The following is a 25,782-nucleotide window of genomic DNA, read 5'->3' on the forward strand; positions in this document are numbered from 1 at the left end:
GGTGCGGTCAGCGGCCGGGCGGCAGCGCGTAGCCGACGTAGTCGCGGAACTCCAGCCGCCAGCCGGCCGGAACGAGCTTGGCGCAGGCCGGCCTGCTGCCGGTGCAGACGATGGCGTCCACCGAGGCCGGGTCGGCCGGAGGTCGTTCCGGCAGCACCGACTGCAACGCCACAAGCTCCGGTGAGCCCCCGTCGGGCTGGCGCAGCAGCAGCCACCACGGGTACTCCCAGTTGTCGTTCTGCTGCACCAGCCCGATCCGGCGGGCGTCGCTGTCGCGTACCGACGCCGCGGCCCACCGGAACTCGTCGGCCCACTGTGGCCGGCGCAGGAACCGGGTGTCCCAGTCCGAGGTGGTGAAGACCGAGCCGGCGCCGACGAGCCGGCGCGGGAAGCCGTACGACAGGGCGAGCACCCCGGCCAGCGCCGAGGTGGCAAGCACGGTGACCGCCGCGAGCGTGGCGATCGAGCGTCGCGCCGCCACCCCGGCCGTCGCTGGGGCGTGCCGGCGAAGCAGCGCGTCCAGCCAGAGCCCGGCCAGCGGCACGGCGAGCACGAGGGCGTAGAGGATCAGCCGGTTGCCCCACGGCTGCCACTTGATCATCGCGGTGTGCAGCAGGACCGTGGCAAGCGCCACCACCGCGTACGCGCGCAGCGGCCCGACCTGCCCGGAGTCGATCCGGCGGGGCCGGGCCAGCGCGACGGCCACGCCGATCATCGCCAGCGCCCCGGCGATCGGGAACGCCACCCGGTCCTCGTCCGGATACCAGGCGGGCTCGGGGAAGATCTCCCGACCGAAGGTGATCGCCCGGTCCTGCGGGTCGACGCCTATGACGTCCGCGCCGCCGATGATCGCCTCCGCGCCGGCGCGGCGTAGCGGCGCCAACGGTGTGTCGAACGCCGTGTGCCCGATCCGCAGCGCGTTGACAAGCACCGACGCCGGATCGTGCCGTTCCATCGGGATGGACTCGCGCAACCGGGGCGGCCCCAGCGGGTGCCCGAACTCGGCGGTCACCCGGGCCAGGAACGGGCCGACGACCACCGCGGCGACAAGCAGGATCAGTACCGAACCGCCTACCGTACGGGCCACACCGCCGGCCCGCGCCGGTGCTCGGTCGGCCAGGACCAGGCGGAGCTGGGCCAGCCCCCAGAGGACCAGCAGCGGGCCCACCGCGATCAGGCCGCTTGTCTTCGTCACAGCGGTCAGACCGGTGGCGGCCCCGAGCGCGAGCAGCGTGCCCCAGCCGGTCCGTCGACGCAGGCCGTCCAGCACGAGGGTCGCCGCGCAGGCCACCCACGCCGCGCAGACCAGGTCGGTCTGCGTACTTGTCGCCTGGAGGGCCACCATCGGCGTGCTCGCCAGCACGAACGCGGTGAGCAGCTGGGCCCGCCGGCCACCGCCGAGCTGCGCGGTGATCCGCGCGATCACCAGCAGGCAGAGCACCCCGGCGGCCCACTGCACCAGGTTGTGCAGCGCGTCCCCGCCGGTGAGCAGGCGCAGGTGCAGCAGCAGGTATTCGGCGCCCGGCGGGATGGTCACCTGCCGGTGGATGGCGGTGGCCCAGAAGTCCAGGTCACCCTGGGCGACCCAGTGCTCCACCTTGGGCAGGTGGTACGTCTGCGAGTCGAAGTTGTTCGGCTCGGCAAGCAGCGCGATAAGCAGCTCCACCAGGACCAGCCCGGCGACCGCGCCGGCGAGCAGCCGTTCGCCCCGGCCGGCCGTTCGCCAGGTGTCGACCGCCACGCCGAGCAGCCCGGCGGGTGACCTGTCGGTCCGGGTCGGCGCGGGAGCGCCGTCGGCGACGACCGGGGCGGGTGCGTCGGGTCCACCGCCGGACGCCACGGCGCCGACCGGCACCGGCCGGGGTGCGGCGGTGGGTGGCGGCGCGGATTCGTCAGCCCGGCGCCACCGCAATCCGGCGGCGGTCGCGGCGACCGCCAGGAATAGCAGCCAGGCGATGGTGAACGCCGCCCTGCTCAACGCGTGCAGTGCGCCGAGCACCTCGACGACGAGCACCGCGTACGCTCCGGTGAGCAGGGCGGCGCGTACCACTGCCAGCCGCAGTGGGGCCACCGCACCGACCCCGCGCGGCCTCGTCGCGACGGTGAGCAGGAGCACCGAGGCGGCGGGAACCGCCGCGAGCAGGGAGCCGGCAGCCGACATGGCCGGAAGTAAACACCATCCGCCTGAGTCCGCCACGCCGACCGCCCGACGATGGCGGCCAGCGTCGAGCTGACCAGCCAGGCTAGGCTATGCCCGACGTGTTGTCGCCACCGTGGAGATTCCCGTGAAGCTCTCGATCCTCATGCCGGTCTACAACGAGGAAGAACGCATCGCGGATGCCCTCAAGCAGGCATTGGCGGTGGACTATCCCTGCGAGATCGAGCTGGTCGTTGTCGACGACGGCAGCCGGGACGGCACCGGTGAGATCCTCGGTCGCGCCGACGACGCTCGCCTGCGCGTCATCACCCACCAGCGCAACGCCGGCAAGGGCGCGGCCATCAAGACCGCGGTGGACAGCGCCGAGGGCGACTACATGGTCATCCTCGACGCCGACTTGGAGTACGACCCGCAGGACATCCCCAAACTGCTCGACCCGGTGCTCGACGGGCGCGCGACAGTGGTCTACGGAAATCGCACCTTCGGCAGCCACAGTGCCTACAGCTTCTGGTACGTGATGGGCAACAAGGGCGTCACGATGGCGGCCAATGTGCTGTTCAACTCGTACATCGGTGATCTGGAGACCTGCTTCAAGCTGATGCCTGTGGCGCTCTACCGGTCGCTGGGGGTGCGCTCGCGCGGCTTCGGCATGGAGGCCGAGGTGACAGGCAAGCTGCTGCGCCGCCGCATCCGCCCGTACGAGGTGCCGATCAGTTACCGGGCCCGTGGCCGCGAAGAGGGCAAGAAGATCACCTGGAAGGACGGCGTCGAGGCGATCTGGATCCTCGGTCGCGAACGCGCCCGCCGCCGTCCCGCCGTCTCATCGTCGAACTGACCCCAGGAACGCGTCGAGCGACAGCCGCAGCCCTTCGGCGTCCAGGCCGTGCCACCGGGCGTGGTCCGCGGGATCGCCGTACCGTCGCAGGTCGGTCCGGCCGACCCCGAGGGTGAGCAGCCGGTGCGGCACGTCCGCGAGCGCCCGGCCGACGACCGCGCTCGACGTCCCCGCGAGGTACGGCTCGACGAGCACCACCTCCGTCCCGGCGAGCGCGCGCAGCCCGGCCACGTCGAACGGGCGGGGTGTGTGGGTGTACGCCACTGTCACGTCCAGCCCTTCGGTCGCCGCCAGCGTGGGATCGAGCATCGGCCCGACGGCCACCACGAGCGGAGCGTCCACCCCGCCCCGCCGCAGCACCCGCAGCCGGTCGGCGTCCGGGTACGCCCGGGCGTTGCGCTGCTCGCCGAGCCGTAGGTAGACCGGATCGTCGGTGGCCGTGGCGGCCCGGAGCAGCGGCGCCACCTCGTCCGGGTGGCCGGGCACGCGTACCGTCCACGCGCCGCCGAGGGAGTCGAAGAGCGCCACGTCCCCGGGTGACTGGTGCGTCCGGCCCTCCCGCGACCCGTCGTACGACCCGCCGATGCTGACCAGCACCGCGCCGACGCCCTGGTGGTCCAGGTCCAGCTTGATCTGCTCGTACGCCCTGTCGACCAGGAACGTCGCGTACGAGTGCGCGATCGGGCGCATCCCGGTCAGGGCGAGCCCGCCGGCCACGCCGATCATGAGCTGTTCCCGGATGCCGACGTTGAGGACCCGGTCCGGGTGCCGGGCACCGGCAGGCGCGAACTGGCTGGCCGAGATGTCCGCCAGCACGAGGGCGGTACGGGGGTCCTCGTCGAGCAGGGCTGTGGTGGTGTCGATGAAGGCGGCACGCATGGCTGTCATCCCCTGCTCTCGACGCGGGCGACCACGACGTGCGGCCGGCCGGGCCGGTGCCCGGTCAGCGCCACGTACAGGTCGGTGTGGTCCCGGCCGTCGACCGTGTCGGCGGTCCAGCCGTTCACGGTGAACCGGCTGGCGATCCCGCCCGCCCAACCGTGGGTGGTCGACGAGTTGTCGACGACGATCGCGGTGAGGCTGCCCAGGCCTGTCGCGCCGGCGTACGCGATTGCCTCGTGGTTGGAGCCTTCGTCCAGTTCGGCGTCGCCGAGCAGCACGTAGACCCGGGGTTTGAGCAGGCCCTGGGCCCGCAGCCCGAGTGCGGTGCCGACGCCCAGGCCGAGACCGTGGCCCAGGGAGCCGGAGCCGATCTCGACCCCCGGCACGAGCGTCCGGTCCGGGTGGTGGCCCAGTCGGCTCCCCGGGCCGGCGAGGTCGTCGAGCCAGTCGTCCGGGATGAAGCCGTGTGCGGCGAGCACCGCGTAGTAGGCGACCGGTCCGTGGCCCTTGGAGAGCAGGAACCGGTCGCGCTCCGGATCGTCGGCGGTGTCCGGGGTGATCCGCAGGACCCGGTCGTAGAGGACCTGGAGCACGCCGACGGTCGAGTGGGCGCTTGGCGCGTGCTTCTCGTCGCCGGTCAGCCGGCGGATCAGCGCGGGGAGCGCGGCGGTGCTGTCGGTGGTGAGTGTGGTGGCCATGCCACTACTCTCTGACTTGAAGTGCGCTTCAACTCAAGGACCGGGTGATGACGGATTTGTTGACGATCGGCGAGTTGTCCGTCCGATCGGGCGTCGCGCCGTCCGCGCTGCGCTACTACGAGCGGCTCGGGCTGATCCGCGCCGACCGCACCGGCGGGAACCAGCGCCGGTACGCCCGCGCCGAGCTGCGGCGAGTCGCCTTCATTCGGATCTCGCAGCAGGTCGGCGTCTCGCTCGACGAGATCCGGGCCGCGCTGGAATCACTGCCCGGGGGCCGTACGCCCAGCCCGCAGGACTGGGAACGGCTCTCGGCGAGCTGGCGGGGCCGGCTGGACGAGAGGATCCGGCTTCTCACCAAGCTCCGCGACGACCTGGACGGCTGCATCGGCTGCGGCTGTCTGTCCCTGCAACGCTGCACCCTCAACAACCCGGGGGACGCCCTGGCCGGCGAGGGGCCGGGGGCGCGCCTGATGCTGCCCAGGCCGGTGTCATCCGACGGTGAGTAGCACCTTGCCCACGTGATCGTTCGACTCGACAAGCTGGTGGGCCTGCGCCGCCTCGGCCATCGCCAGCCGCCGGTCCACCACCGGGCGGATCCTGCCGGCTTCGATCAACGGCCACACCTCGTCGCGTACGCCCCGGACGATCGCCGCCTTCTCGGCAAGCGGACGGGACCGCAACGCGGTCGCCGCGACGCTCGCCCGTTTGGCCAGCAACGCGCCGAGATCCAGCTCGGCCTTGCGCCCACCCTGCATCCCGATCACCACGAGGCGGCCGCCGGTGGCCAGCGCGGCGACGTTGCGGCCCAGGTAGGAGGCGCCCATGATGTCGAGGATCACGTCCGCGCCGTGGCCGTCGGTGGCCTGCCGGACCTCCTCGACGAAGTCCTGTTTGCGGTAGTCGATAGTCACCGCAGCGCCCAGCTCATGCAACCGGGGATGCTTGGCCGCCCGCGCGGTCGCCAGGACCGTCGCGCCGAGCGCCGACCCGAACTGGATCGCGAACGTGCCGATCCCGCTGCCCCCGCCGTGCACCAGCAGCCGTTCACCCGAGCTGAGCCGGCCCACGCCCACCACGTTCGACCAGACCGTGCAGGCCACCTCCGGCAGCGCCGCGGCGTCGGTCAGGTCGACGCCCGCAGGCACCGGCAGCAACTGCCCGGCCGGTACGGCCACCTTCTCGGCGTACCCGCCGCCGGCCAGCAGCGCACACACCTCCTGCCCGACGGTCCACCCGGTCACTTCAGACCCGACCGCGCTGATCACCCCGGAGCACTCCATCCCGGGATACTCCGACGCGCCGGGCGGCGGCGGGTAGTGACCCTGCCGTTGCAGCAGGTCCGCGCGGTTGACCCCGGCGGCCCGTACGTCCACCACCACCTCGCCGGGGCCGGGCTCCGGATCGGGCACCTCCGCCCAGACCAGCGCGTCGGGACCACCGGGCTCGGGAATCGTGATGGCTCGCATGGGCTCAGTCTTACCCGATGCGGCCCCCTACCGCAGGCGCACCCCATGGCCCACTGTGGACCTGCCGGAGCGCCTGGTCGGCGCATCGGGGAGGGACGCCGGGCCGCCTGGAGCGAGCCGTGGCAGACTATGCGTGGTCGTACACCTACGGGTGGCGGCCCGGGAGGGTTCGCCTAGTGGCCGATGGCGCTGGTCTTGAAAACCGGTAAGGCAGCGATGTCTTCGTGGGTTCGAATCCCACACCCTCCGCACCTATGATCCGCGCATGATCAAAGCGGTGCTCTTCGATGTCGGCGGGACGATCCTGGACGAGTCCCGCGAGTTCGCCACCTGGGCGGACTGGCTCGGAGTCCCACGGCACACGTTCTCGGCGGTCTTCGGTGCCGTGATCGCCCGTGGCCTGGACTATCGGGAGACGTTCCGGGCCTTCCGGCCCGACTTCGACCTCCCGGCGGAGCTTGAGCGCCGGGCGGCCGCCGGCCAGCCGGAGTTGTTCGCCGAGGAGGATCTCTACCCGGACGCGCGGGCATGCCTGACGGCCCTGAAGGACCAGGGTCTGTTCGTCGGCCTGGCCGGCAACCAGCCGGCCCGTGCCGAGGGCATCCTGCGCGACCTCGACCTCTCTGTGGACATGATCGGGACGTCGGACGGCTGGGGCGTGGCGAAGCCGGCACCTGCCTTCTTCGAGCGGGTCGTCCGCGAGGGCGGTGGCGACGCGTCGTCGATCCTGTACGTCGGCGACCGGCCCGACAACGACGCGCGCCCGGCCATGGAGGCCGGCATGAAGGCGTGCCTGATCCGGCGTGGTCCGTGGGGCCACATCCTCGACATGCCGGACGTGTCGCAGCGGTGCCTGTTCCGCATCGGCTCGCTCGACGAGCTGCCGGGCCTGGTCGCGACGCACAACGCGGCCGGGGGTTAGCTCAGTCCGTCTCGTCCCGCCGGTTCTCGCGGATCGTCTTGTCGGCCAGGCGTTCGACCGCGCGCCGGCGTTCCTCGGCGAGCGCCTGCTCGTCGGGCTTTCGCAGCGCGCTGAAGACGGCGACCAGGAAATCCCGCCAGACCCGTGCCAAAGAATTCCCCCCGTGGAACGTTGCAGGGTGACAACGATAGCGCTCCCGCGTGACTCCGGACACCCGGAACTTTCGGTCTCTCATCTGTCGTGAAGCGGGTATGAAGGGGCTGGCATCTCCGCACACCGGAAGGAACGAGTACCGATGACCCTGGAACGACCGATCGCCCCGGACCCGTACGAGCTGCTGCCGACGGTGCCCTCGTTCACGCTGACCAGCGACGACGTGCAGAACGGCGAGCCGATGGACGCCCGGCACGCGCACGGCAGCACCGGTGGTGAGAACGTCTCCCCGCAGTTGACCTGGTCGGACTTCCCCGCCGAGACCAGGAGCTTCACTGTCACCTGCTACGACCCCGACGCGCCGACCGGCAGCGGCTTCTGGCACTGGGTGCTGGTGAACGTGCCGGTGGACGTCACCCAACTGCCGAGCGGCGCGGGCGGCGCGGCCGGCACCGACCTCGGTGGGGCCTTCTCGGTCCGCAACGACTACGGCGAGCAGGGGTACGGCGGCGCGGCGCCGCCGCCCGGTGACCGCCCGCACCGGTACGTCTTCGCGGTGCACGCCCTGGACGTGGACCGCCTGGACCTGACCCCCGACGCGAGCCCCGCCTACGTCGGCTTCAACCTGACCTTCCACACCCTGGCGAGAGCGGTCATCCGCCCGACGTACCAGATCAAGGAGTGACAGGTACCCCGCGATCTTGCACCTCCTTCGATGAAGGCGAGTGCAAGATCGCGGGGATGGGAGCTAGGCGGGGACTCGGGCCACGGCGAAGACGGACTGGCCGAACGGGGGGCGGACGACCTGCTCGGCTGCCTTGGTGGCGGGCAGGACGACTGTGTCGTACACCTTGACCATCGGGCCCTCCTTCGGCATCAGCCGGAAGACCTTGGTGGCCATGAAGTAGCCGATCAGGCCCAGGGCGTTCGCGTAGTGGATCTTCTCCACCGTCAGGCCGGCCTCGGTCATCGCCGCCTGGAGGGTCTTCTTCGTGTACCTGCGGACGTGGCCGGTGGCGATGTCGGCAGGGCTCATCGCGAACTGGAACGCCGGCACGATGATGATCACGGCGCCGCCGGGGCGGACCAGGTCGCGCATGCTGCGCAGCGCGCCCACGTGGTCCTCGATGTGCTCCAGCACGTTGTACGAGACCGCGGCGCTGTAGGTGCCCCGGGCGTCGTGCGGCAGCAGCATCTGCCGGACGTCGATGCTCGGCTGGTCGGCGAGGCGCTCCTTGAGCTGCACCAGCCGGTCCGGGTCGGCCTCCGTGGCGGTGAACCGGGGCAGCCGCTGTGACCATTCCAGCGCGTAGTCACCGAGACCGCTGCCGATCTCGATCGGGTCGTCGCCGAGGTACGGAACCGCCAGCTCGACGAACCAGCGGCGGTGGTTGACAGCTGTCGCCAGGCCCTCCAGCACCTCGGACTGGACGCGCTGATCCCCAGTGATTTCTGCCATGCGTCGATTCCTCACGATATGAACTCGACCCGTGCCTGGACCGACAGAGTGAATCATCCACTGGGACGGCAGAAGAATCGGGGCATCGGGGTAGCCGAATTGTGGTCGGGGGGTGGGCACGTGATCGGCGGTCGGCGAACCCGGCACATAGTACGGCAGTACCCCGAAACATGTCACGGCAGAGCCATACGCTGGCTACCCTACGAATTGTCATGACTACTCCTGAACCGGACGCGCCCGGCAACGGCCCGGCCGTGCCCGGTGGGGAGTCGGTCGCGCCCGGCGACGGCGACACCTCGTTGCGCCGCAAGGGGAAGCGGACCGACGTGCTCGCGGTGCTGAGCTTCGTGGCGCTGGGCTTCTGGGTGACCGGGCGGCTCTGGTTGGACCCGGGCAGCGGGGTGCGGGACAACCGCTCCGACCAGTCGCAGTTCGAATGGATGATGGCGCACGGTGCACGGGTCGTGACGCATTTCGCTTATCCGTTCCATTCGGACCGGATGAACGTGCCGGACGGCGTGAACCTGATGGCGAATACGTCCGTATTATCCATTTCATTGCCAATGACGCCTGTCACCCTGCTGCTCGGGCCGCGAGCGAGTTTCCTGGCCTTTCTCACAGTCGGAATGATTGCCACCGCCACCGCCTGGTACTTCCTGCTGTCCAGAGTCGTGATCGGCGCCCGAGGGCCGGCCTGGCTGGGTGCCGGCTTCTGCGCGTTCGCGCCGGCCATGGTGTCGCACGCCAACGGGCACCCGAACATCGTGTCCCAGTTCGTCGTCCCCTTGATCATTTGGCGCACGCTGCGTCTCGGCGAGCCGGGCCGCTGGCTCCGCAACGGCGTCCTGCTCGCGCTGGTGATCGTCTGGCAGGCGTTCATCAACCTGGAGATCCTGCTGATGACCGCGATCGGTATCGGCGTGGTCGTCGGCGTCCTCGCCCTCGGTCGACCGGCCCTGCGGTCCCGGGCCCGGCCGTTCCTCGCCGGCCTGGCCGTCGCCGCCGTGGTCGCGGGCGTGCTGCTGGCGTACCCGCTGTACGTGCAGTTCTTCGGCCCGGGCGCGTACTCCGGGTTGTCCCGCCTTATCCGCGGCTACTCCAGCGACCTCGCCTCGTTCGTCGCGTACTCCCGGGAGTCCCTCGCCGGCAGCCCGCGTACGGCGGCGGGCCTGGCCAAGAACCCCACCGAGGAGAACAGCTTCTTCGGCTGGGCGCTGGTGGTGCTGGTGATCGCCCTGGTCTGGTGGATGCGCCGCTCGATCGTGGTGCTCGCGCTGGGCGCGCTCGGGCTGCTCTTCACTGTGCTGTCCCTGGGCCGGGAGGTCCGCTTCGACGGTCGGGGCACCGGAGTGCCGGCTCCCTGGGCCGTGCTGGAGAACCTGCCGATCCTGCACTCGGTGGTGCCGACCCGGTGGGCGTTGGCGATCACACCGATCGTCGGCGTGCTGCTCGCGTACGGCGCCGAATGTGCCCGCGAACTGGCCCGCGCACATCCGGCGGCCCGGCCGCAGATCCGCTTCGCCACCGCCACGGTGCTCACGATGGCGCTGCTGCCGATCCTGCCCACCCCGCTGCCAGTGGTGGGCCTGGACCCGGTCCCGGGCTTCGTGACGAGTGGGGCGTGGCGGCCGTACGTGGCGGGTGGACGCAGCGTGGTGACCCTGCCGCTGCCGGACACCAACTACGCAGAGCCGCTGCGCTGGTCAGCGGCGACCCGGCAGGACATGCCGTTGGCCCGTGGCTACTTCCTGGGCCCGGACACCCGACCGAACGCGGAGCCGCCGAAGGTCGCGTTGTTCGGTGCGCCGCCGCGCCCCACAAGCAGCTTCTTCGCCACCATCAGGCGCACCGGCGCGGTGCCACCGATCACCCCGCAGAGCAGGGTCAAGGCCGTCGACGACCTGCGCTACTGGCGGGCCGGGGTGGTCATCCTCGGGCCGCACGAACACGAGGAGGCGCTGCGTCGGGGGATGACCGAGCTGACCGGGATCCAGCCGGTCTTCACCGGCGGCGTGTGGGTGTGGGACGTGCGGTCGTTTACCGACTGACCGACGGTCAGCCCTGGCGGACGCAGCAGCCCTGGCACACCTTCGGGCTGGGCAGCGTGAACGCCAGGCAGCAGGTGCGTCGCTGCACGCTCGGCTCGCCCGTCGGCCCCGGCACCAGCTCGACCAGGTCGGCCAGGTCCAGTGCGCCGAGCAGCGTGTCGATGCTCTGCACCGTCGAGCCGGGCAGCCCGTCCGCCGCGCGCAGGATGCCGTGCGCGATGCCGGAGGCCACCGATCCGAGAAGCGTCCGGGTGCCGATCCGGACCTCCGCCTGGATCGCCGTGATCAGCGGGGCCAGGTGGGCGTCGAGCAGGGAGGCCCGCAACACGGCCAGCAACTCGGCCTCGTCGGCGACGACGCGGACCTCGGGCAGGCCGGCGAGCGCCAGCGGGTCGCTCGGCAGCACCGCGACTGTGGTGCCGCGGCGCAGACCCAGGGTGAGCAACGGCCTGTGGTCCTCGAAGTGGATCAGCACGTCGGCCGGGTCGAGCAGGGGGACCCGGCGGGCCGAGGCCCAGCCGAGGACGACCGGGAGCGCCGTCCAGTAGCTGTACGACTTCCAGGCCAGCGCCGCACAGGCGTGCGGGGTGCCGCCCCAGCGGACGGCGGCGGCGCGCAGCAGCTCCGGCAGCCGGGTGCCGTCGATCAGGGTGGTGGCGGGCGCCCAGCCGAACTCGTCGTCGACCAGCAGGCCACGGGCCAGCCCGGGCAGGTCGTCGGTACCGAACATCGAGCGCAGGGCCGCGGTGACGGGAGCGAGCGGCGTGGAGACCACGTCCCGCCTCGGCATCACCGCTGTCACCTGAGTCGTCCCCCGTCCGAGTGGCCGAGGGAGTGCCCCGGCGGACGACAACTGCCGTCCTGACTAAGGCTAGCCTAACCATGCCCGCCGGTCTAAGGGAAGCCTCACCTCGGTCGGATCGGGAGGCGCGGGCCACGTTCCTGACCTGCCGCCACCGCGTACTACCCCTCATCGGCCCCGAAAAACGCCAAGAGGATCGACGTACCTCGGTGAATTGTCAAGCAGTGTGTCGACAAAGTGCCAGTTGCGTGTGCGCTTCGCCACGGAACGTGAAACTGATACTCCCGGCCACGAGGAAGCCGATGACGATCTCACCCCTCGATCGGGCTGCCGACTCCTTCGCGGCCGAACTTGCCCGACAGCGGACCGGGCGAGGGCTGTCCAAGAAGCAACTGGCGATCCTGATGGGGTTCGACCCGTCGTACGTGAGCCACGTCGAAGGGCGCCGGCACCGCCCCACCGAGGACTTCGCCCGCCGCGCCGAGGCGGTCCTGGAGGCCGGCGGCGCGATCTGGCAGCGCTTCCGGGAGTACGACGACGTCAGGCACGCCCGCACCGGCCAACCGCCGCGCGAGTCGCACCTGCCCGGCCAGTGGCTGCCACCCGGCACCGGCCTCGTCGTGGAGCGGGAAACGGCCACCCTCACGCACACGGTCGACAGCTACCGGTGCGTCATCCGCCGCGAGCTGTACAACGCAGGCACCGAACCGGTCACCCGCTACCTCGTCCGGGTCGCCGTCGACAGGTACCCGAACGACCCCGGCCGCTCCAACCGGCACCACCGGGAACACCCCCTCACCTTCGCCGAGCTGCAACTACAGGCCCGGCGCGACGACGGCGGCGGTGACCCGGAACCGATGCACTGGCGGGCCAAACACGACAGGGACGCGTTCAAGGAGATCTGGCTGCTCTTCGAGAACGGTGACCGGCGCTTCCCGCTCTACCCGGGCGACCGGGCCACCATCGAGTACGCGTACAGCGTCGGGCAGGAGAAGTGGGGCCCCTGGTTCCAGCGGGCCGTCCGGCTGCCCACCCGGCACCTCGCCGTACGCCTGGACCTGCCGGCGGCGTTCGACCCGCAGGTCTGGGGCGTGGAGACCTCGCTCTCGGCGGAGGAGGGGCCGCTGCGTACCGCGCCGCAGCGACACGACGACGGCGACCGGGCGATCTTCGACTGGCAGACCGACGAGCCTCCGCTCAACGCGCGCTACCGGATGCAGTGGCGTTTCCGCGCCCGCCCCGACGCCGAGCCGGACGTCGACACCGCAGGCGTACGGGTCCGGCCCAGCGACCGGATGCGCGGCATCGGCATCGTCCAGCGCGGCGCCGACCTGCTCCGCCAACGGGCCCGCCCGTTCGACCTGCCCGCCGAGGAGCAGGCCGCCCGCGACATCGTGGACCGGCTCACCGCAGTCCTGGCCCGGCTCGACGAACTGCACCCGTTCAGCAAGGGGGTGGGTGTCGCCGCCCAGCAGCTCGGCGTCGGCCGCGCGGTGGCCGCGGTGCGACCTCCGGACCGCTCAGCCGAGCCGGTGATACTGCTCAACCCCCGTGTCGTCGACGCCGACCCGGACACCGACGAGCAGTACGAGGGCTGCCTCTCCTTCTTCGACCACAGGGGTCTGGTGCCCCGACCACTGCGCCTGGACGTGGAACACGCCCAGTGGGACGGCAGCCGGATCATCACCTCGTTCGAGTTCGGCATGGCCCGGCTCGTGGCGCACGAGATCGACCACCTGGAGGGCCGGCTCTACGTCGACCGGATGGCACCAGGCGTGCCGCTCGTGCCGGTCGAGGAATACCGGGAGACCGGGCGGCCCTGGCGGTACTGACAGACGAGGGGACCGGGGCGCGCGCCCCAGGGGGCAGGGGCACGCGCCCCGGTGTGGGGGGAGGAACGTTCAGAGGTCGCCGAAGGTGTCGTAGCGGATGTGCGGCGGCGGCACGTCGTCCGCGGCCAGCACCCGCAGCGTGGCGCGGACCATCCGGGCCGAGCCGGAGACATAGCAGTCGTGGGTGGTCCACGGGCCGTACCGGGCCACCACGTCGGGGATGTCACCCACCTCGCCGTCGAAGTCCGGGTCCTCGCTGCACGCCGCCGTCACCGACAACCACGGGTGTACGGCCACCAGCTCCTGCAACCCGGCCAGGCCGTACAGGTCCGCCGCCTGCCGGGCGCCGTAGAAGACGTGCACCCACCTGGTGCGGTTGTAGGTGGCCAACTCCTCCACCAGCGCCTTGATCGGCGCGAGCCCCACCCCGCCGGCCACGCAGAGAATGTCCCGTTCCGACGACCGGTCCAGCGTCATCGACCCCATCGGCGCGGCGAGCCGCAGCAGGTCACCCGGCTGTACCCGGCGGACCAGCGCACCTGACACCCAGCCCGCGCCCGGCGTCCGCACGTGGAACTCCAGGACGTTGTCGTCGTTCGGGGCGTTCGCCACCGAGTACGTCCGCCACACCCGGGGGTGGTGCCGCGGCACCTCGACGCTCACGTACTGGCCGGCCTGCCAACGCAGCGGATGCTGCAACGCCCGGCAGGTCAGCACGGCCGTGTCCGGGCCGTACCGCTCGTGGGTCAGCACCTCGGCGTGCCAGAACGGCGGGTTGTCGTCCGCCGCCGCACCGGCCACCATCTTCGCCGAGATCGCCGCGTACGCGTCCCGCCACGCCTGGTCGTACTCGAGGTTCCAGCCGTCGCCGGCGGTGCTGCGCAGCGCGTCCAGCAGCGCGACGCCCATCGTCGCGTAGTGCCTGTCGTCGACGTGGTACTTGCGGTGGTCACGGCCCAGCGCCCGGAGGAACTCGTCGAAGCTCTCCGGGTCGTCCACGGTGTGGATGGCCGTGATGATCGATTCCAGCAGGCGGTCGCCCTGGCCCGACATCTGCACCGGAAAGAGCTGACGCAGGGCGGGGTCGAGCAGGAACAGGCGGGCGTAGAAGTGCCCGCTCAGCCGGTCCCGGTCCTCCTCGACCAGGGTCCAGCTCTCCTTCAGCAGCCGCGCGACGTCATCCACGGGGGTGCTCCTTCTCCAGACGGCAGCGGATCGGGCGCCCACAGAATGTCCACGGAGAGTGCCGACCGGTCGCACAGAATGTGCGATCGGTTCACGCCGGCCGGTCGGCCCTGCCAGCGGGGCACCCCGTCGGGCAGAGTGGTGCGGTGACCGTTGAGCTGACCCGCCCGGTGTCCCGCCGGCTGCTGGGGACCGAGACGCTGCTGGTCCTCGGCCTGTCCCTCGGCCAGTCCGCGGTCTACGCGGTGGTCTCGATCATCGCGAAGCTGACCGCCGAGGGACCGCTCTCCAGGCAGACCGCCTCGTTGAACACGTCGGCGTCGGCCCGCCCCTGGCTGGACCTGACGTACCAGCTCCTGGGCATCGTGTTCGCGCTACTGCCGGTGCTGCTCGCCGTACACCTGCTCAGCCGTGACCCCGGCGACCCGGCGCGGACCCTCGGCCTGGACGCCCGGCGGCCCGGCCAGGACCTGGCCCGCGGCGCCGGCCTCGCCGCGCTCATCGGCCTGCCCGGGTTGGCGCTGTTCTTCGTCGCGGCCCAGCTCGGCCTCAACGCGACGCTGGTGCCGGCCGCGCTGCCGCAGGTCTGGTGGGCGGTGCCGGTGCTGATCCTCGCCGCCGTGCAGAACGCCGTGCTGGAGGAGGTGATCGTGGTCGGCTACCTGGTCACCCGCCTGCGTCAGCTGCACTGGCGGCTGGTCACGATCGTCGCGGCCAGCGCGCTGCTCCGCGGCTCGTACCACCTGTACCAGGGCTTTGGCGCGTTCGTCGGCAACGCCGTGATGGGCGTGGTCTTCAGCCTCTTCTACCTGCGTACCCGGCGGGTGATGCCGCTGGTCATCGCCCACACCCTGCTCGACGTGGTGGCCTTCGTCGGCTACGCGCTGCTGCCCCGCGAGTGGTTCGACTGGCTCTGACGCGGCCGGTAGGCGGCCACCGCCCGGGCCGCGAGACGGTCCGCCGCCGCCGCGTCGCCGAGAGCCGCCGCGAGCACCGCCGCGCCCGGCAGCAACCGGGCCGCCAGCCGCAACGCCACCCAGCCGCCAGCCTGCGCCGTGAGGGGCGCCGCCAGTCGCCACGCGGCCTCCGCCGCCCTCGGCCACGCCCCCTCGACCGGGTCGTCGGCCGCCCGGGCGGCGTCCAAGGCGGCACGCGCGCTCTCCGGATCCGGGTGCACCTGGGTGAGCACCAGCAGGTCGACGGCCCGGTCGGCATGCGCCGGGTCCCTGCCGTACGCCGCCGCCAGGTGCAGCACCAGGTTCGAGTGGGTCCAGAGCACCGAGGCCAGCTCGGCCAGCGGTGCGAAGAACCCGGCGAGCGCCGCCGCCGCCCCTCCGGCGCCCGCCGACCGCACGAACCGCCGGGTCGCGAGCCGGGCCAGGCCGTCCGCCGAGGCGTCCGGGTAGCGGGCACGCAGCCGCTCGGCCCAGTCGGCCGCGCCGGGGCCGAGCGCCTCCACCGCCGACAACGCCAGCAGTTCCGGAGCGAAGCCCGGGTGGTCGAGCACGCGCGCGGTCACCGCGCGCAGGTCAGATTCCGGGGTACGCGGCACAAGAGTCCCGCGGGTGGCTGGTGACGCCGATTCTGGGCCGGGCTCCGGTGCGGGTTGCGGGGTCCGCGTCTTCGGCGTGGTGGCTACGGATGCGATGGCTCCGGGTGCCGTGGCTTTGCGCGTGGTTGCTTTGCGCGGGGTGGTGGCTTTGCGCGGGGTGGCCTTGGGCCGGGCGGCCTCGGGAGGGGTGGCCTCGGGAGGGGTGGCTTCGGGCGTGGTGGCTTTGCGCGGGGTTGCGGCGCGCTTGCGCGGGCTCGGGACCGGCTCCGGTGTGAGCGGCGTCGCATCCGTGGGCGGCGGCTGTGGTGTCGGTGCCGTGAGGGCCACCGCCTCCGTGGTGGCTTTCCGGGCCCGGGGAGCCCGTGCCTTCGCTGGCCGGGCCGCCGGTTCCGCCTTCGCGCCGGTGGGTGCCGGGCCCTCCGCGTCGGTGTCGGCTGGCGTGCTGTCCGGCTGTCGGGGTAGGACGCGGTCCGGCTCCGGTGGCTGGAACAGCACGGCCGGTGCCGCCTTGGCCCGGCGCGGACGCGGGCTCGCCGGAACCGCTGGCGGGGACGCCTCGTCGGTGGGCGGCTCGGCCGCAGTCGGCGGCGTGAACGTGGCCCGTGCCGAGCGCCGACGCGCCCGCTCAGCAGGCTCTCGACGGGTCGGCTCGCTGGGCGGCTGCTCCTGCATATCGATGGAGCGTAGTCCCGATCACGTCCCCGCACAGCCGCGAAACCCAGCGGCGTGCCACCCCGGTCGGCGTACCCCGGAAGTCGTTTTGCCCCCGGTGGGTGGCGACCTGTATCCTCGGGCGCGGTGGTCTGCGGGCCACCAGGGAGACTTCGCCTAGTCTGGTCTATGGCGCCGCACTGCTAATGCGGTTGGGGTCTTAAAGCCCCTCCCGGGTTCGAATCCCGGAGTCTCCGCGCGAAAGCCGGGTGTGTACACTGGCTGAGCACGAGCGCCCGTAGCTCAATGGATAGAGCATCTGACTACGGATCAGAAGGTTAGGGGTTCGAGTCCCTTCGGGCGCACAAGTAATCAAGGCCGCGACCTACGGAAACGTAGGTCGCGGCCTTGATCTTTCTCCTGTCCGGCTCTGATTCCCAGCCGATCCAGGGCCGCCGTCATTCGGCCGCGGACCCGTGACGAGCGGACGTGCCCGCTGCCCCAACCGGCGGGTGGTGACCAAGTCATGACGCTTGAGTAGTGTTACGCGCCATGTCTCATGCCAGAGTGATGTCTGCCGTTCTTGTCGGTGTTCTAGCGATGGGGAGCACGGCGTGCGGGGGTGGCGACACAGGGTCGGGCGATGCCGTCTGGCAGGCCCCTCCCGCTGCGCCGACGCCCGCGGTATCGCAGGCGGACAAGAAGGCAGGCGCGGCGGCCGGCACCGACAAGGAACTCTGCGAGGCGGTGGATCGGGCTGACACCGTCTTGACCGGGCAGATGGTCCAAGCCATGCAGGGCGGCGGCGAGGGTCCTTCCGCCTCCGATATTCAGCAAGGCCTCAAAGAGTTCGCCGAGGCGCTGCGCTCGGCGTCCGACGGTAGCGACTCTGAGGTGGCCAAGGCGATGCAGAAGGTGGCCGCCGATTCCCAGAAGATCGCGCAATCCGCTGACCCGGCAGTAGAGGCGGCCAAGCCGGCTTTCGAGGAGGCCAACACCATCCTGGAGAAGGCCTGCCAAGCGGCGGGAGTGAAGATCAAACTCTAGCCCCTGCCTGTTTTGAGGAGGCGCAGCGCGGCTGCAGGTATGCGAGGAGTCGCGGTGGCGTGAATCATGAGGTCGACCACCGACCTCAGTGGGCCTACCGCAACCGGGTGGGTGCGGTTTTCCGCACCCACCCGGTTGCTCCACCGGACCCGGCGGTCCGTCCGCACCGCGCCAGGGCGGAAGGCGCTGAGCCGTACGCCGTCAGCCGTTGAAGTCGGACACCGTCCTGGCCCTGTCGAACCTGCGCCCCGCCAGATCCTCGTTGTCCAGAATCCAGCCCACCATCGTGCCGTCGCGGCAGAAGCCCTCGCCCCCGAGGCGCTCGTCCACGAACAGGTAGCCCAGGAGCGTCTCCTCCTCGGGTGACTCCAGGCCGTGCTCACCTCCACCTGTGGCGCGATCGGCGTAGCCGCCGATGGTGCACAGGGTGTCGTTGTCACCCGTCAGATACCACTTGATGTCGCTGAAGACCTCCTCGTCGTACCGACTCTCGCCGATGTCGATCGCGCTGTCCTCGCGGTTGAACGGGAGGTCCCATCCACGTAAGCCGTAAAGCGGGAACCTCTCGCACTCCTTGCGGTACGAGTCCTCCTCAAGCTCCCGTTCGGTGACGGGCGTGCCCGCCGGCACGTAAATGACTTCCGCCTCGGGCGTGATGTCCGGCTCGGAGAAGAACAGCAGGTGCCCGTCGGAGGGCAGGTTGATGTCGTGCGATCCGGCCGGGATCGCGGAGAGGTCGAGGCTGGCGAGGTACGTCATGCGCGCCGGCCACTCTACCCCTTCGGGCAGGGCCGGCTTGCCGCCGAAGTAGCCGACCACCGGACCCTCGCACCGGGTGTTCAACTCCAGGACAGGGCGGGCGAGCTGGAGCCACCACTCGATGGCGTCCTCCGGCACGTCACGTTTGCGGGCGGCCTCACGAAACTCATCACGAAGATCCACAGTGGGCATTGTGCACGGGAGGACCGACAGGATCCACAGCGGACGGGACGGCCGCACAAGTCATCCATCGCGACCCTCACCCGACGGTTTCCATCGACCGTGCCGTCGGCGATGTCTACCGTGGTGCTCGAATCGTCAGTGGACCAGGGGAGGGGCACGTATGCAGTTCTCGTTGCTGGGGATGGCCGTCGCGGCGAAGCACCCGGCCGACAGCGCCGGATGGTTCGCCGAGCACTTCGGGTTCAAGGCATTGATCGATCTGGGCTGGTACGTGAGCACCCAACACCCTGATCATCCGGAGGTCAGCCTGGACTTCGTGCAGCGCGACCACGAATCGTGGCCGGCGGCGACCCGGGGCAGGGCTGTGGTCGGCACCCTGCTGGCGTTCCTTGTCGAGGACGTCGACGCGGAGTTCGAACGCCTGCGCTCTGCCGGGTTGGAGGTGGCCCTGCCGCTCGTGACCGAGCCGTGGGGGCAGCGCCGTTTCCAGGTCGCCGGTCCCGACGGGCTGCTGGTGGAGGTCCTGCAGATGGTGGCACCGGACCCGCAGTGGCTCGCCGACAACGGCCTGGCCGGCTGAGTGATCCATGACCGACAGGCCCGCTGGCAAGATCGACTTCAAGAGGACGCTTGACGCCTACCGGGCGCGGCGGGGCCGGTTCCGGATGGTCGACGTCCCCGACATGCGGTACCTCATGGTCGACGGCCATGGTGACCCGAATACCTCGCAGGCCTTCACCGAGGCGATCGAGGCGCTCTACCCGGCGGCGTACCGGCTGAAGTTCGCCAGCAAGCGCGACCTCGGACGCGACTACGTCGTCCCGCCCCTGGAGGGTCTGTGGTGGGCCGAGGACATGGCGTCCTTCACCACGGAACGGCACAAGGCGCGGTGGCACTGGACGTTGATGCTCATGGTCCCCGACTGGATCGACCAGTCGATGGTCGCCACCGCCATCCGCGAGGCCGGCGCCAAGGGCCGACCTGCGCGTATCGACGACGTCCGTCTCGGAGCGCTGTCCGAGGGACGGTGCGTGCAGACGCTGCACGTCGGTTCCTTCGACGACGAGGCCGACGTACTCGCAGAACTGCATCACCAGTACATCCCGGCCAACCGGCTCCGGATGGCCGGAAAACACCACGAGATCTACCTCAGCGACTTCCGCAGGGTCGCACCGGACAGGCAGCGCACCATCCTCCGGCAGCCGGTCACCCCCGCCGCCCCGCACGACGCTTCAGGTAGCTAGCGCGTGCGCGGCGGCGGCGGTGGTGTCCGTTCGGTCCCGCGCCTTACCGGCGGCTCCACTGCTGGTTCGTCTGACCGGTGCAGGTCCAGAGGACGAGTTTCGTGCCGTTGCCGGTGCCCTGGTTGACGGGGTCCAGGCAGAGGCCGGACTGCACTCCGGTGATGGTGCCGTTCGCGTTGACGTTCCACTGCTGGTTCGTCCCGCCGTGGCAGTCGTAGATGGTGACCTGGGTACCCGGCGAGGTGCCGTAGCCGGCGGCGTCGAGGCACTTGTTGCCGTACACGGTAAGTGTCTTGGCGGACGTGTAGGTCCACTGCTGGTTCGTGCCGCCGTGGCAGTCCCACAACTGCACCTGCGTGCTGTTGGTGGTGGAGGAGCCGGGGACGTCGACACAGCGACCGGACAGCGCGCCCACGATCGCGGTGGTCTGTCCGCCTCCGCTGCTGGGGTTGCCGATGCTGCCGGGCACCGACTGCAGGGCGCTGTACCAGCGGGCGGCCATCTTGTCGTAGCCGGTGGCGGTGGGGTGGACGCCGTCGATCAGGTCGGCGGTGGTGAGAGCGCTGTGCATGTCGACCAGGTGTACCCGCTTGCCGGCGTTGACCTTGCTCTGCACGATGCCGGGGATCGCCGCGTTGAAGGTGCGGACGGCGTTCTCCTGGTTGCTGTTGGCGAGCGGGATGAGCTGCGCCACGAACACCTCGGCGGTGGGCGCGGTGGTGGTGATGCGGTCGATAAGCGTGGACAGCCGGTTCGGTGCGCTGCTCACGTTGTAGTTCTGCAGGATGTCGTTGGTGCCGATGTGCAGCAGGACGGTTTGCGGACGCTGGGTGTTCAGCCAGCCAACGATGTTCGCGTCGATCTGGTCGATGCGCCAGCCGGGATGCCCCTGGTGGTCGTGGTCGCCCAGGCTCGCCGGCCCGTTGAACTGCGATCCGACGAAGTCCACTGTGTATCGCCCGGCGACGAGGCGCTGCCAGAGCCCGATGCGGTATCCGCCGGGCACCTGGGTGCCCTCGGTGATGGAGTCGCCGAGCGGCATCACGCGTACCCCGCCGTTGGACTCCGCGCTGGCCGGGCCGGTAGGTGTCACCACACCTGCGACCACTACACCGAGCGCGGCGAGTGCCACGAGCCATCGTGCCCTCGTTCGCATGCTTTCTCCCCTTGGGTTGGTCGAGCTGGCCGAGGGCAAGGGCCGTTGTGTAGGCCGCCGGGCATCGCCCGGCACGCGCCGATCTACAGGTCGGCGCGGTGGTACTGCCTCAGCACTGGGACGAGTGTGAGCGTTAACACAGATGAGTGTAGATTCCTTGGGCTGATCTGGTCTACCTCGACCGACCCCCGATGCTGGTGGCGCGGTGATCGATCGGCCGATCCTGACGGGCGGTGGTCCTCGTCACTGACTTTCGACGCCGTCGGAATTGTCGAACTCCGCCGGTTGATCGATTCCTGGCATCCGCATCAGATGAACGATCGATCAGATTCGGCGGCTCATTGATCGTTGTGCGATCCCGGTCCGTAAAGGCTCACGTGGGCGCAGGTGCGCCTGCCTGAATCGGAGGAATCGCATGCTCAGCACGTCTCGCTCCCGGGTTCGGGCGCTCGCGGCCATCGGCATGGCCGGCGTCGTGGCCGCGATCGGCGCCGCAACCCACCAGGCGTCCGCCGCCGAGGTGGCCGCGCCGGCCGCCGTGGGCGCCGACGCCCGCCGGGTGGACATCCCGCACATCGCCTCGGCGATCAAGCCGCCGGCGGGTTTGCGCCCCGTCGGCGCGTACGTCGTCACTCGCGGAACGCAGACCTACACGTGCGCCGGCGGGGTGTTCACAGGTGCGTCAGTGCCGGAGGCCCAGTTGGTCGGCACGGGCGGCCGGGTCCACCACTTCAAGGGCCCGAGCTGGCAGTCGCAGCGCGACAACTCGTCGATCACGGCGAAGAAGACCGCCGAGAGTCCGCGTACGGGAACGATCCCCGAGCTGCTGCTGACCGTGGACAGCCACAGCGGCACCGGCATGCTCGGCAACGTCGCGTACATCAGCCGTCTGCTGACCTCGGGAGGTGTCGCCCCGGCCGGCGCCTGCACCGACGGCGAGACGGCGGCCGTGCCGTACGGCGCGGTGTACGTCTTCTGGGCCGCGAAGCGGTAACCGCCTCGCCGCTGCCCGGCACGGCAAGTGCCGGGCAGCAGCGGTGCCTCAGGCGGCGGCGAACCTGTCGAACTTCTCCCACGTGCTGATGGTCGGCGCGCTGGCGATCAGTGGCAGGGCGCCCTTGTTGGCGGCGGTGACGTACTTGCCGTTGATGTTGGCGCGGAGGCTGACACTGCCGTCCGCGTTGGTGATGAGGGTGAACTTCTCCCAGGTGCCGATCGCCGGCCCGTTGGCGATCAGCGGGAGGGTGCCCCTGCCGTCCGCCGAAACGTACTTGCCGTTGATGTTGGCGCGCAGGCTGACACTGCCGTCCGCGTTGTTGATGAGGGTGAACTTCTCCCACGTGCCGATCGTCGGCCCGTTGGCGATCAGGGGGAGGGTGCCCCGGCCGTCCGCGGAGACGTACTTGCCGTTGGTCCACGAGCGGAGGGCGAGCGGCGGCGCGGCGATCGGGGCGCCGGTGAGTCGCGTCAGGTCCTCGTACGTCCCGTTGAACACGTTCTGGCTGTAGTCGCCGGGATTGCTCGGGTTACCGGCGGCGTACTGCCAGATGGTCTCCGTCGTCCAGCCGGACGGCAGGGGCGGGCGGGTGGTCGTGTAGCCGGCGATGTCCAGCGGGTTGGCGCCGAAGGACGCGTCGTTGCCGGTGCACGGGTTCCAGTAGTTCGTGTTGGTGTAGATCATCACGGGCCGGCCGATGCGCGCCTTGACCTGGTCGGTGAAGGACCGGATCCAGCCCGACATCTCGGTCGGGGTGAGCCCGTAGCAGGTCGGTGCCCCATCCCAGTAGGGCCACTCGATGTCCACCATGGGCACGAGCGTCTGGCTGTCCGCGGCGAACTGCGCGTTGTCGATGAAGTAGTTCGCCTCGGTGATCGGGTCTCGACTGTCCGGCCTGGCGAAGTGGTAGGCGCCGACGAGGAGGCCTGCCGCCTTGGCCGCCGCGTAGTCCTCGGCGAAGTACGGGTTGAGGTACGTCCGTCCCTCGGTCGCCTTGACGTACGCGAATTTCGCGCCGTCGGCCGCCACCTGCGACCAGTTGATCGGGCCGAGGTTGTGGTCGTGGCTGGAGACGTCGACGCCACGGACCGTGTAGCCGACCGGGATGGTGGCGTACGGGGAGGCGGCGGTGGCGCGGGCGCCGGGGGCGACGCCGGCGTTGGCCCGGCCGCCGCCGTCGGGAGCTGGGCCCGCGGCATGTGCAGGCTGCGGTACGCCGAGCGCCGTACTGAGTGCGAGCCCGGCGGAGGCCAGCGCACAGAGCAATCTTCTTGGCATGGTGAGGTGGGTACTCCTTGCTCGGAAGGTCGAGGTGACCGTCGGCGTAGCGGTGAAGGCCGCGACGCCTGTGCCCGGCACCGGTGCGGCGAGGCGGGACGGCTCCGTCGAAGCGGGCTCGCGGAGTATCCCCTGTCGATGGAAAGCCGCGCCACCCCGTCCGATACGAGCGATAAGCGCCGAAAAAATCCCGAGCACGTGCCGCATGTTGCGGGAGTGCTCCCGCGCGTTTCAAGATGGTCTATGTATCCGCCCCCGCACCGGGTCTCTCGTCAGAGCCAGACCACGATCCCGGTCAGGTCGTTGAGGACCGCCGCCACGCCCGCCCGGATGGCGGCCGCGCAGCGCTCGGCGGTGAATGACGCCGCGTCGTACGTCGAGGACGCGCCGAGCCCTTCACCACGGAACGACGCCCCGTCCCAGTCGACAGCCGTGACGTTGTGCGTTGGCTCGGCCAACTCCGCACCGACCACCAGGAACTTGTCGTCCAGGTGGCTCGGGGTGACGAGCGCGAGGGGGTCGATGAGGTCGTTGCCCGCGCTGACGATGAGGTCGGGGCCCATCTCCATGGCCCTGGCGATGCTGGAGATGGCGTCGTGCGTGTTGCCGACGACAATCGTCCTGAGGTCGACGTGTTCGTCGTCGGCCCACTCCTTCACGGCCGTCCCGAGCGCCCTGGTCGGGTTGTCGTCGCCGGCCGTCAGCAACACCACCCGGTAGCCCCTCGGTGGGTGGACGCCGGCCCATGAGCCGGGCTGCGGCGTGATCGTCGCCTCTGGAGCGGGTGTGGTGGAGGGGGCGACGAATCCCGGGCCGAGAGTCCCGATGGCGGAGGGCTCGGGGTGCGGCTGGGACCAGTCGTCGCCGGAGTCGCAGCCGGCGATCAGCGCGGCGGTCGCGGCAAGTATGGCGACGGCCCGGAGCGGGGGGCGCAAGGCGGTCGTCCTTTCGAGTGGGTGCGGGAGGGTGCGCGTACTGCCTCGTATTCCTATCTCAGTTCCGGTCGCCACATATCTGTGGATGGCCGTTCGGGGTCGTTGTTTTCCGGCGGTTCGTCGGTGGGCTGGCTGGCGTTCACCCACGCCGTGCAACGTGCACTGGCCAACCGAGGGAGTCGCATGTCAGGGCGCGTCCGCCGTTCCGTAATCGTCGCCGCTGTCGGAATTGCCGCAGCGGTTGTCCCGTTTTTGGGCGGCCAGGCGGCGTCCGCGCACGGCTTCTCGTCGACCGTGTACGCGAAAATCTCGGCGGGAGACGAGGGTCACATCCGCACGGCGGTGGAACTCGAATACGACCTTCTCGTCGTGTCTGCCGCCGATTCGGGCGACGACGATCCGCTCTTCCGGACGGGAACTGCCGCGTTCGAGGCGGGCGACCCGACCGCCCAGGCGGCGGCCCTGAAGACTCACGCCCCGACCGTCCTGAGGTACGTCTCCGACCGCTTCTCGGTGACGTCGGAGGGCACTACCTGCCGGCCGACCCAGGTGGGCGACACGACGATCGGCGAGCGCGACGGCGTGCCGTACGCGAATCTGCTGCTGGACTGGGCCTGCGCCGGGCAGGCCGACGAGCACGGGGTACGCAGCGCTCTGTTCCCCGACGGGGAGGGCTACGTCAAGGGCACCAAGACGATCGCCACGTACGAGATCGACGGTCGTTCGGGCAGCGCGGCGCTCGACGCCGCCCACCCGTCCTTCTCGACCGCGCAGGCCTGGTACCAGCGTTTCGGGGAGTTCTTCCTGCTGGGCGCCGAGCATCTGCTGTCCGGAATCGACCACATCCTGTTCCTGCTGGCGCTCATCGCCGGGTCGCGGCGGCTGCGCGAGATCGTGCTCGCGGCCACCAGCTTCACGCTCGCGCACTCGGTGACGTTCATGCTCGCGGCTCTCGGTCTGGTCGAGGTGCCGGCGGCGGTCGTGGAGCCGGTAATCGCGTTGTCGATAGCCGTCGTCGCCGGTTGGCACCTGTGGGGGATCTGGCGGCGCGGTACGCACGCGGCCGACCTCAAGGCGGCCGGCCACAGTCACGTCAGCCTGGACCGGGCCGGCTGGATCCGCCTCGGTGTGGTGTTCTGCTTCGGCCTCGTGCACGGCCTGGGATTCGCCGGCGCGTTGGGCATCGACGAGGCGTGGTCGTGGACCCTGCTGTGGTCGCTGCTGGTGTTCAACGTCGGCATCGAGGTCGTCCAGTTGTCGATTATCGCCGTCGTCTTTCCGCTGCTGCTCGTGCTCCGCCGCCGTGCGCCGAAAGCCGGTCTCTGGGCGACCGGAGCTGTTTCGGCAGCGGTGTCCACTATGGGGATCATCTGGTTCGTGCAGCGCGTATCCGGGTCCTGAGTAGGGCTAAGTAGTTCGTGAAGTGCAGTGTTTCGCAAGATCACGTTCATGACAGGTTCATCGGGCAGCGAAAGCGTGGATCTGCTTCCCCGGCGTCGGGCGAAGACACATCCATTTCTCTACTTGAAAAGGGAACAAT

At 70.4% G+C, this 25,782-nt stretch carries 25 protein-coding genes and 3 tRNA genes; 15 read left to right on the forward strand and 13 right to left on the reverse strand.

What is annotated here, in order from left to right; all coding sequences use genetic code 11:
* Positions 1-7: 7 nt before the first annotated feature.
* Entirely contained in the window at positions 8-2,161 is a 2,154-nt protein-coding gene (locus AB0N27_RS18420; protein ID WP_364370488.1) for a glycosyltransferase family 39 protein, read from the reverse strand.
* A 124-nt stretch (positions 2,162-2,285) separates the two neighbouring features.
* On the opposite strand from AB0N27_RS18420, the gene AB0N27_RS18425 reads away from it, so the two are divergent.
* Positions 2,286-2,993: a glycosyltransferase family 2 protein gene (locus AB0N27_RS18425; protein ID WP_139587811.1), complete on the forward strand. Its 708-nt coding sequence runs from the start codon at positions 2,286-2,288 to the stop codon at positions 2,991-2,993.
* On the opposite strand, the gene AB0N27_RS18430 is transcribed toward AB0N27_RS18425, so the two are convergent.
* The gene (locus AB0N27_RS18430) at positions 2,979-3,872 is read right to left on the reverse strand and encodes a transketolase (protein ID WP_364370847.1); all 894 of its coding nucleotides are present in this window, start codon (positions 3,870-3,872) and stop codon (positions 2,979-2,981) included. The genes AB0N27_RS18425 and AB0N27_RS18430 overlap by 15 nt on opposite strands.
* A 5-nt stretch (positions 3,873-3,877) precedes the next feature.
* Positions 3,878-4,573, reverse strand: coding sequence for a transketolase (locus AB0N27_RS18435; RefSeq protein ID WP_364370492.1), 696 nt, complete (start codon positions 4,571-4,573; stop codon positions 3,878-3,880).
* Positions 4,574-4,620: 47 nt separating this feature from the next.
* Between AB0N27_RS18435 and soxR the strand changes: the two genes are divergently transcribed.
* Positions 4,621-5,079: a redox-sensitive transcriptional activator SoxR gene (gene soxR / locus AB0N27_RS18440; RefSeq protein ID WP_364370495.1), complete on the forward strand. Its 459-nt coding sequence runs from the start codon at positions 4,621-4,623 to the stop codon at positions 5,077-5,079.
* Here soxR and AB0N27_RS18445 read toward each other — a convergent pair.
* A complete protein-coding gene (locus tag AB0N27_RS18445; RefSeq protein WP_364370498.1) occupies positions 5,062-6,039 on the reverse strand; it encodes an NAD(P)H-quinone oxidoreductase in 978 nt (325 codons plus the stop codon). The two genes, soxR and AB0N27_RS18445, sit on opposite strands and share 18 nt — an antisense overlap.
* Positions 6,040-6,201: 162 nt before the next feature.
* Between AB0N27_RS18445 and AB0N27_RS18450 the strand changes: the two genes are divergently transcribed.
* Positions 6,202-6,288: transfer RNA gene (locus tag AB0N27_RS18450), tRNA-Ser, on the forward strand.
* Positions 6,289-6,304: 16 nt separating this feature from the next.
* A complete protein-coding gene (locus tag AB0N27_RS18455; RefSeq protein ID WP_364370501.1) occupies positions 6,305-6,961 on the forward strand; it encodes an HAD family hydrolase in 657 nt (218 codons plus the stop codon).
* Between the two features lies 1 nt (position 6,962).
* Here AB0N27_RS18455 and AB0N27_RS18460 read toward each other — a convergent pair whose 3' ends face one another.
* Positions 6,963-7,112 carry a hypothetical protein gene (locus tag AB0N27_RS18460; RefSeq protein WP_364370504.1) on the reverse strand — a complete coding sequence of 50 codons (150 nt, stop codon included), beginning with the start codon at positions 7,110-7,112 and terminating at the stop codon, positions 6,963-6,965.
* Between the two features lie 144 nt (positions 7,113-7,256).
* Between AB0N27_RS18460 and AB0N27_RS18465 the strand changes: the two genes are divergently transcribed.
* The gene (locus AB0N27_RS18465; protein ID WP_357987758.1) at positions 7,257-7,799 is read left to right on the forward strand and encodes a YbhB/YbcL family Raf kinase inhibitor-like protein; all 543 of its coding nucleotides are present in this window, start codon (positions 7,257-7,259) and stop codon (positions 7,797-7,799) included.
* Between the two features lie 63 nt (positions 7,800-7,862).
* Here the strand turns inward: AB0N27_RS18465 and AB0N27_RS18470 are convergent, their stop codons facing one another.
* Positions 7,863-8,573 (reverse strand): class I SAM-dependent methyltransferase, encoded by a 711-nt coding sequence (locus AB0N27_RS18470; protein WP_364370509.1) that lies wholly within the window; start codon positions 8,571-8,573, stop codon positions 7,863-7,865.
* 212 nt (positions 8,574-8,785) lie between these two features.
* Here AB0N27_RS18470 and AB0N27_RS18475 point away from each other — a divergent pair, with 212 nt between their 5' ends.
* Positions 8,786-10,621 carry a hypothetical protein gene (locus AB0N27_RS18475; RefSeq protein WP_364370512.1) on the forward strand — a complete coding sequence of 612 codons (1,836 nt, stop codon included), beginning with the start codon at positions 8,786-8,788 and terminating at the stop codon, positions 10,619-10,621.
* Positions 10,622-10,628: 7 nt separating this feature from the next.
* Here the strand turns inward: AB0N27_RS18475 and AB0N27_RS18480 are convergent, their stop codons facing one another.
* Positions 10,629-11,411, reverse strand: a complete 783-nt coding sequence (locus AB0N27_RS18480; RefSeq protein ID WP_364370515.1) for an IucA/IucC family C-terminal-domain containing protein — start codon at positions 11,409-11,411, stop codon at positions 10,629-10,631.
* 314 nt (positions 11,412-11,725) lie between these two features.
* Here AB0N27_RS18480 and AB0N27_RS18485 point away from each other — a divergent pair, with 314 nt between their 5' ends.
* Positions 11,726-13,255, forward strand: a complete 1,530-nt coding sequence (locus tag AB0N27_RS18485; protein ID WP_364370518.1) for a peptide deformylase — start codon at positions 11,726-11,728, stop codon at positions 13,253-13,255.
* Positions 13,256-13,324: 69 nt separating this feature from the next.
* Here AB0N27_RS18485 and AB0N27_RS18490 read toward each other — a convergent pair whose 3' ends face one another.
* A complete protein-coding gene (locus AB0N27_RS18490; protein ID WP_364370521.1) occupies positions 13,325-14,440 on the reverse strand; it encodes a globin domain-containing protein in 1,116 nt (371 codons plus the stop codon).
* Between the two features lie 146 nt (positions 14,441-14,586).
* Here AB0N27_RS18490 and AB0N27_RS18495 point away from each other — a divergent pair, with 146 nt between their 5' ends.
* Entirely contained in the window at positions 14,587-15,357 is a 771-nt protein-coding gene (locus tag AB0N27_RS18495; RefSeq protein WP_357987744.1) for a CPBP family intramembrane glutamic endopeptidase, read from the forward strand.
* Here the strand turns inward: AB0N27_RS18495 and AB0N27_RS18500 are convergent.
* Positions 15,318-15,959, reverse strand: a complete 642-nt coding sequence (locus tag AB0N27_RS18500) for a hypothetical protein (RefSeq protein ID WP_364370526.1) — start codon at positions 15,957-15,959, stop codon at positions 15,318-15,320. The genes AB0N27_RS18495 and AB0N27_RS18500 overlap by 40 nt on opposite strands.
* A gap of 850 nt (positions 15,960-16,809) precedes the next feature.
* Here AB0N27_RS18500 and AB0N27_RS18505 point away from each other — a divergent pair.
* The 3 genes from AB0N27_RS18505 to AB0N27_RS18515 all read left to right on the forward strand — a co-directional run bounded on the left by AB0N27_RS18505 (position 16,810) and on the right by AB0N27_RS18515 (position 17,690).
* Positions 16,810-16,900 (forward strand) — tRNA-Ser (locus tag AB0N27_RS18505).
* Between the two features lie 35 nt (positions 16,901-16,935).
* Positions 16,936-17,008 (forward strand) — tRNA-Arg (locus AB0N27_RS18510).
* A 187-nt stretch (positions 17,009-17,195) separates the two neighbouring features.
* Positions 17,196-17,690, forward strand: coding sequence for a hypothetical protein (locus tag AB0N27_RS18515; RefSeq protein ID WP_364370529.1), 495 nt, complete (start codon positions 17,196-17,198; stop codon positions 17,688-17,690).
* Between the two features lie 201 nt (positions 17,691-17,891).
* Here AB0N27_RS18515 and AB0N27_RS18520 read toward each other — a convergent pair whose 3' ends face one another.
* On the reverse strand, positions 17,892-18,632 hold the full coding sequence (locus tag AB0N27_RS18520; RefSeq protein WP_364370532.1) for a DUF1963 domain-containing protein: 741 nt from the start codon (positions 18,630-18,632) through the stop codon (positions 17,892-17,894).
* 160 nt (positions 18,633-18,792) lie between these two features.
* Here AB0N27_RS18520 and AB0N27_RS18525 point away from each other — a divergent pair, with 160 nt between their 5' ends.
* Positions 18,793-19,212: a VOC family protein gene (locus tag AB0N27_RS18525; RefSeq protein WP_364370535.1), complete on the forward strand. Its 420-nt coding sequence runs from the start codon at positions 18,793-18,795 to the stop codon at positions 19,210-19,212.
* A gap of 7 nt (positions 19,213-19,219) precedes the next feature.
* Complete coding sequence (locus tag AB0N27_RS18530) at positions 19,220-19,876, forward strand: GyrI-like domain-containing protein (protein ID WP_364370538.1); 657 nt, start codon at positions 19,220-19,222, stop codon at positions 19,874-19,876.
* 43 nt (positions 19,877-19,919) lie between these two features.
* Here AB0N27_RS18530 and AB0N27_RS18535 read toward each other — a convergent pair whose 3' ends face one another.
* On the reverse strand, positions 19,920-21,032 hold the full coding sequence (locus AB0N27_RS18535) for a ricin-type beta-trefoil lectin domain protein (RefSeq protein ID WP_364370541.1): 1,113 nt from the start codon (positions 21,030-21,032) through the stop codon (positions 19,920-19,922).
* Positions 21,033-21,447: 415 nt separating this feature from the next.
* Between AB0N27_RS18535 and AB0N27_RS18540 the strand changes: the two genes are divergently transcribed.
* Positions 21,448-22,026: a DUF3455 domain-containing protein gene (locus tag AB0N27_RS18540; protein WP_364370544.1), complete on the forward strand. Its 579-nt coding sequence runs from the start codon at positions 21,448-21,450 to the stop codon at positions 22,024-22,026.
* A gap of 48 nt (positions 22,027-22,074) precedes the next feature.
* Here the strand turns inward: AB0N27_RS18540 and AB0N27_RS18545 are convergent, their stop codons facing one another.
* Positions 22,075-23,307: a GH25 family lysozyme gene (locus AB0N27_RS18545; protein WP_364370547.1), complete on the reverse strand. Its 1,233-nt coding sequence runs from the start codon at positions 23,305-23,307 to the stop codon at positions 22,075-22,077.
* A 272-nt stretch (positions 23,308-23,579) separates the two neighbouring features.
* Positions 23,580-24,242 carry a hypothetical protein gene (locus AB0N27_RS18550; protein WP_364370550.1) on the reverse strand — a complete coding sequence of 221 codons (663 nt, stop codon included), beginning with the start codon at positions 24,240-24,242 and terminating at the stop codon, positions 23,580-23,582.
* Between the two features lie 21 nt (positions 24,243-24,263).
* Between AB0N27_RS18550 and AB0N27_RS18555 the strand changes: the two genes are divergently transcribed.
* On the forward strand, positions 24,264-25,643 hold the full coding sequence (locus tag AB0N27_RS18555) for a HupE/UreJ family protein (RefSeq protein WP_364370553.1): 1,380 nt from the start codon (positions 24,264-24,266) through the stop codon (positions 25,641-25,643).
* Positions 25,644-25,782: the final 139 nt, after the last annotated feature.

Origin of the sequence: Micromonospora sp. NPDC093244, from assembly GCF_040683695.1 — a bacterium.
Taxonomy (GTDB): Bacteria; Actinomycetota; Actinomycetes; order Mycobacteriales; family Micromonosporaceae; genus Micromonospora.

Bases quoted from the DNA above. Each gene is read 5' to 3' on its own strand.
- AB0N27_RS18420 (WP_364370488.1), bottom strand. From the start codon at position 2,161: ATGTCGGCTGCCGGCTCCCTGCTCGCGGCGGTTCCCGCCGCCTCGGTG.
- AB0N27_RS18430 (WP_364370847.1), bottom strand. From the start codon at position 3,872: ATGCGTGCCGCCTTCATCGACACCACCACAGCCCTGCTCGACGAGGAC.
- AB0N27_RS18435 (WP_364370492.1), bottom strand. From the start codon at position 4,573: ATGGCCACCACACTCACCACCGACAGCACCGCCGCGCTCCCCGCGCTG.
- soxR (WP_364370495.1), top strand. From the start codon at position 4,621: ATGACGGATTTGTTGACGATCGGCGAGTTGTCCGTCCGATCGGGCGTC.
- AB0N27_RS18445 (WP_364370498.1), bottom strand. From the start codon at position 6,039: ATGCGAGCCATCACGATTCCCGAGCCCGGTGGTCCCGACGCGCTGGTC.
- AB0N27_RS18455 (WP_364370501.1), top strand. From the start codon at position 6,305: ATGATCAAAGCGGTGCTCTTCGATGTCGGCGGGACGATCCTGGACGAG.
- AB0N27_RS18465 (WP_357987758.1), top strand. From the start codon at position 7,257: ATGACCCTGGAACGACCGATCGCCCCGGACCCGTACGAGCTGCTGCCG.
- AB0N27_RS18470 (WP_364370509.1), bottom strand. From the start codon at position 8,573: ATGGCAGAAATCACTGGGGATCAGCGCGTCCAGTCCGAGGTGCTGGAG.
- AB0N27_RS18475 (WP_364370512.1), top strand. From the start codon at position 8,786: ATGACTACTCCTGAACCGGACGCGCCCGGCAACGGCCCGGCCGTGCCC.
- AB0N27_RS18480 (WP_364370515.1), bottom strand. From the start codon at position 11,411: ATGCCGAGGCGGGACGTGGTCTCCACGCCGCTCGCTCCCGTCACCGCG.
- AB0N27_RS18485 (WP_364370518.1), top strand. From the start codon at position 11,726: ATGACGATCTCACCCCTCGATCGGGCTGCCGACTCCTTCGCGGCCGAA.
- AB0N27_RS18515 (WP_364370529.1), top strand. From the start codon at position 17,196: ATGTCTCATGCCAGAGTGATGTCTGCCGTTCTTGTCGGTGTTCTAGCG.
- AB0N27_RS18525 (WP_364370535.1), top strand. From the start codon at position 18,793: ATGCAGTTCTCGTTGCTGGGGATGGCCGTCGCGGCGAAGCACCCGGCC.
- AB0N27_RS18530 (WP_364370538.1), top strand. From the start codon at position 19,220: ATGACCGACAGGCCCGCTGGCAAGATCGACTTCAAGAGGACGCTTGAC.
- AB0N27_RS18535 (WP_364370541.1), bottom strand. From the start codon at position 21,032: ATGCGAACGAGGGCACGATGGCTCGTGGCACTCGCCGCGCTCGGTGTA.
- AB0N27_RS18540 (WP_364370544.1), top strand. From the start codon at position 21,448: ATGCTCAGCACGTCTCGCTCCCGGGTTCGGGCGCTCGCGGCCATCGGC.
- AB0N27_RS18545 (WP_364370547.1), bottom strand. From the start codon at position 23,307: ATGCCAAGAAGATTGCTCTGTGCGCTGGCCTCCGCCGGGCTCGCACTC.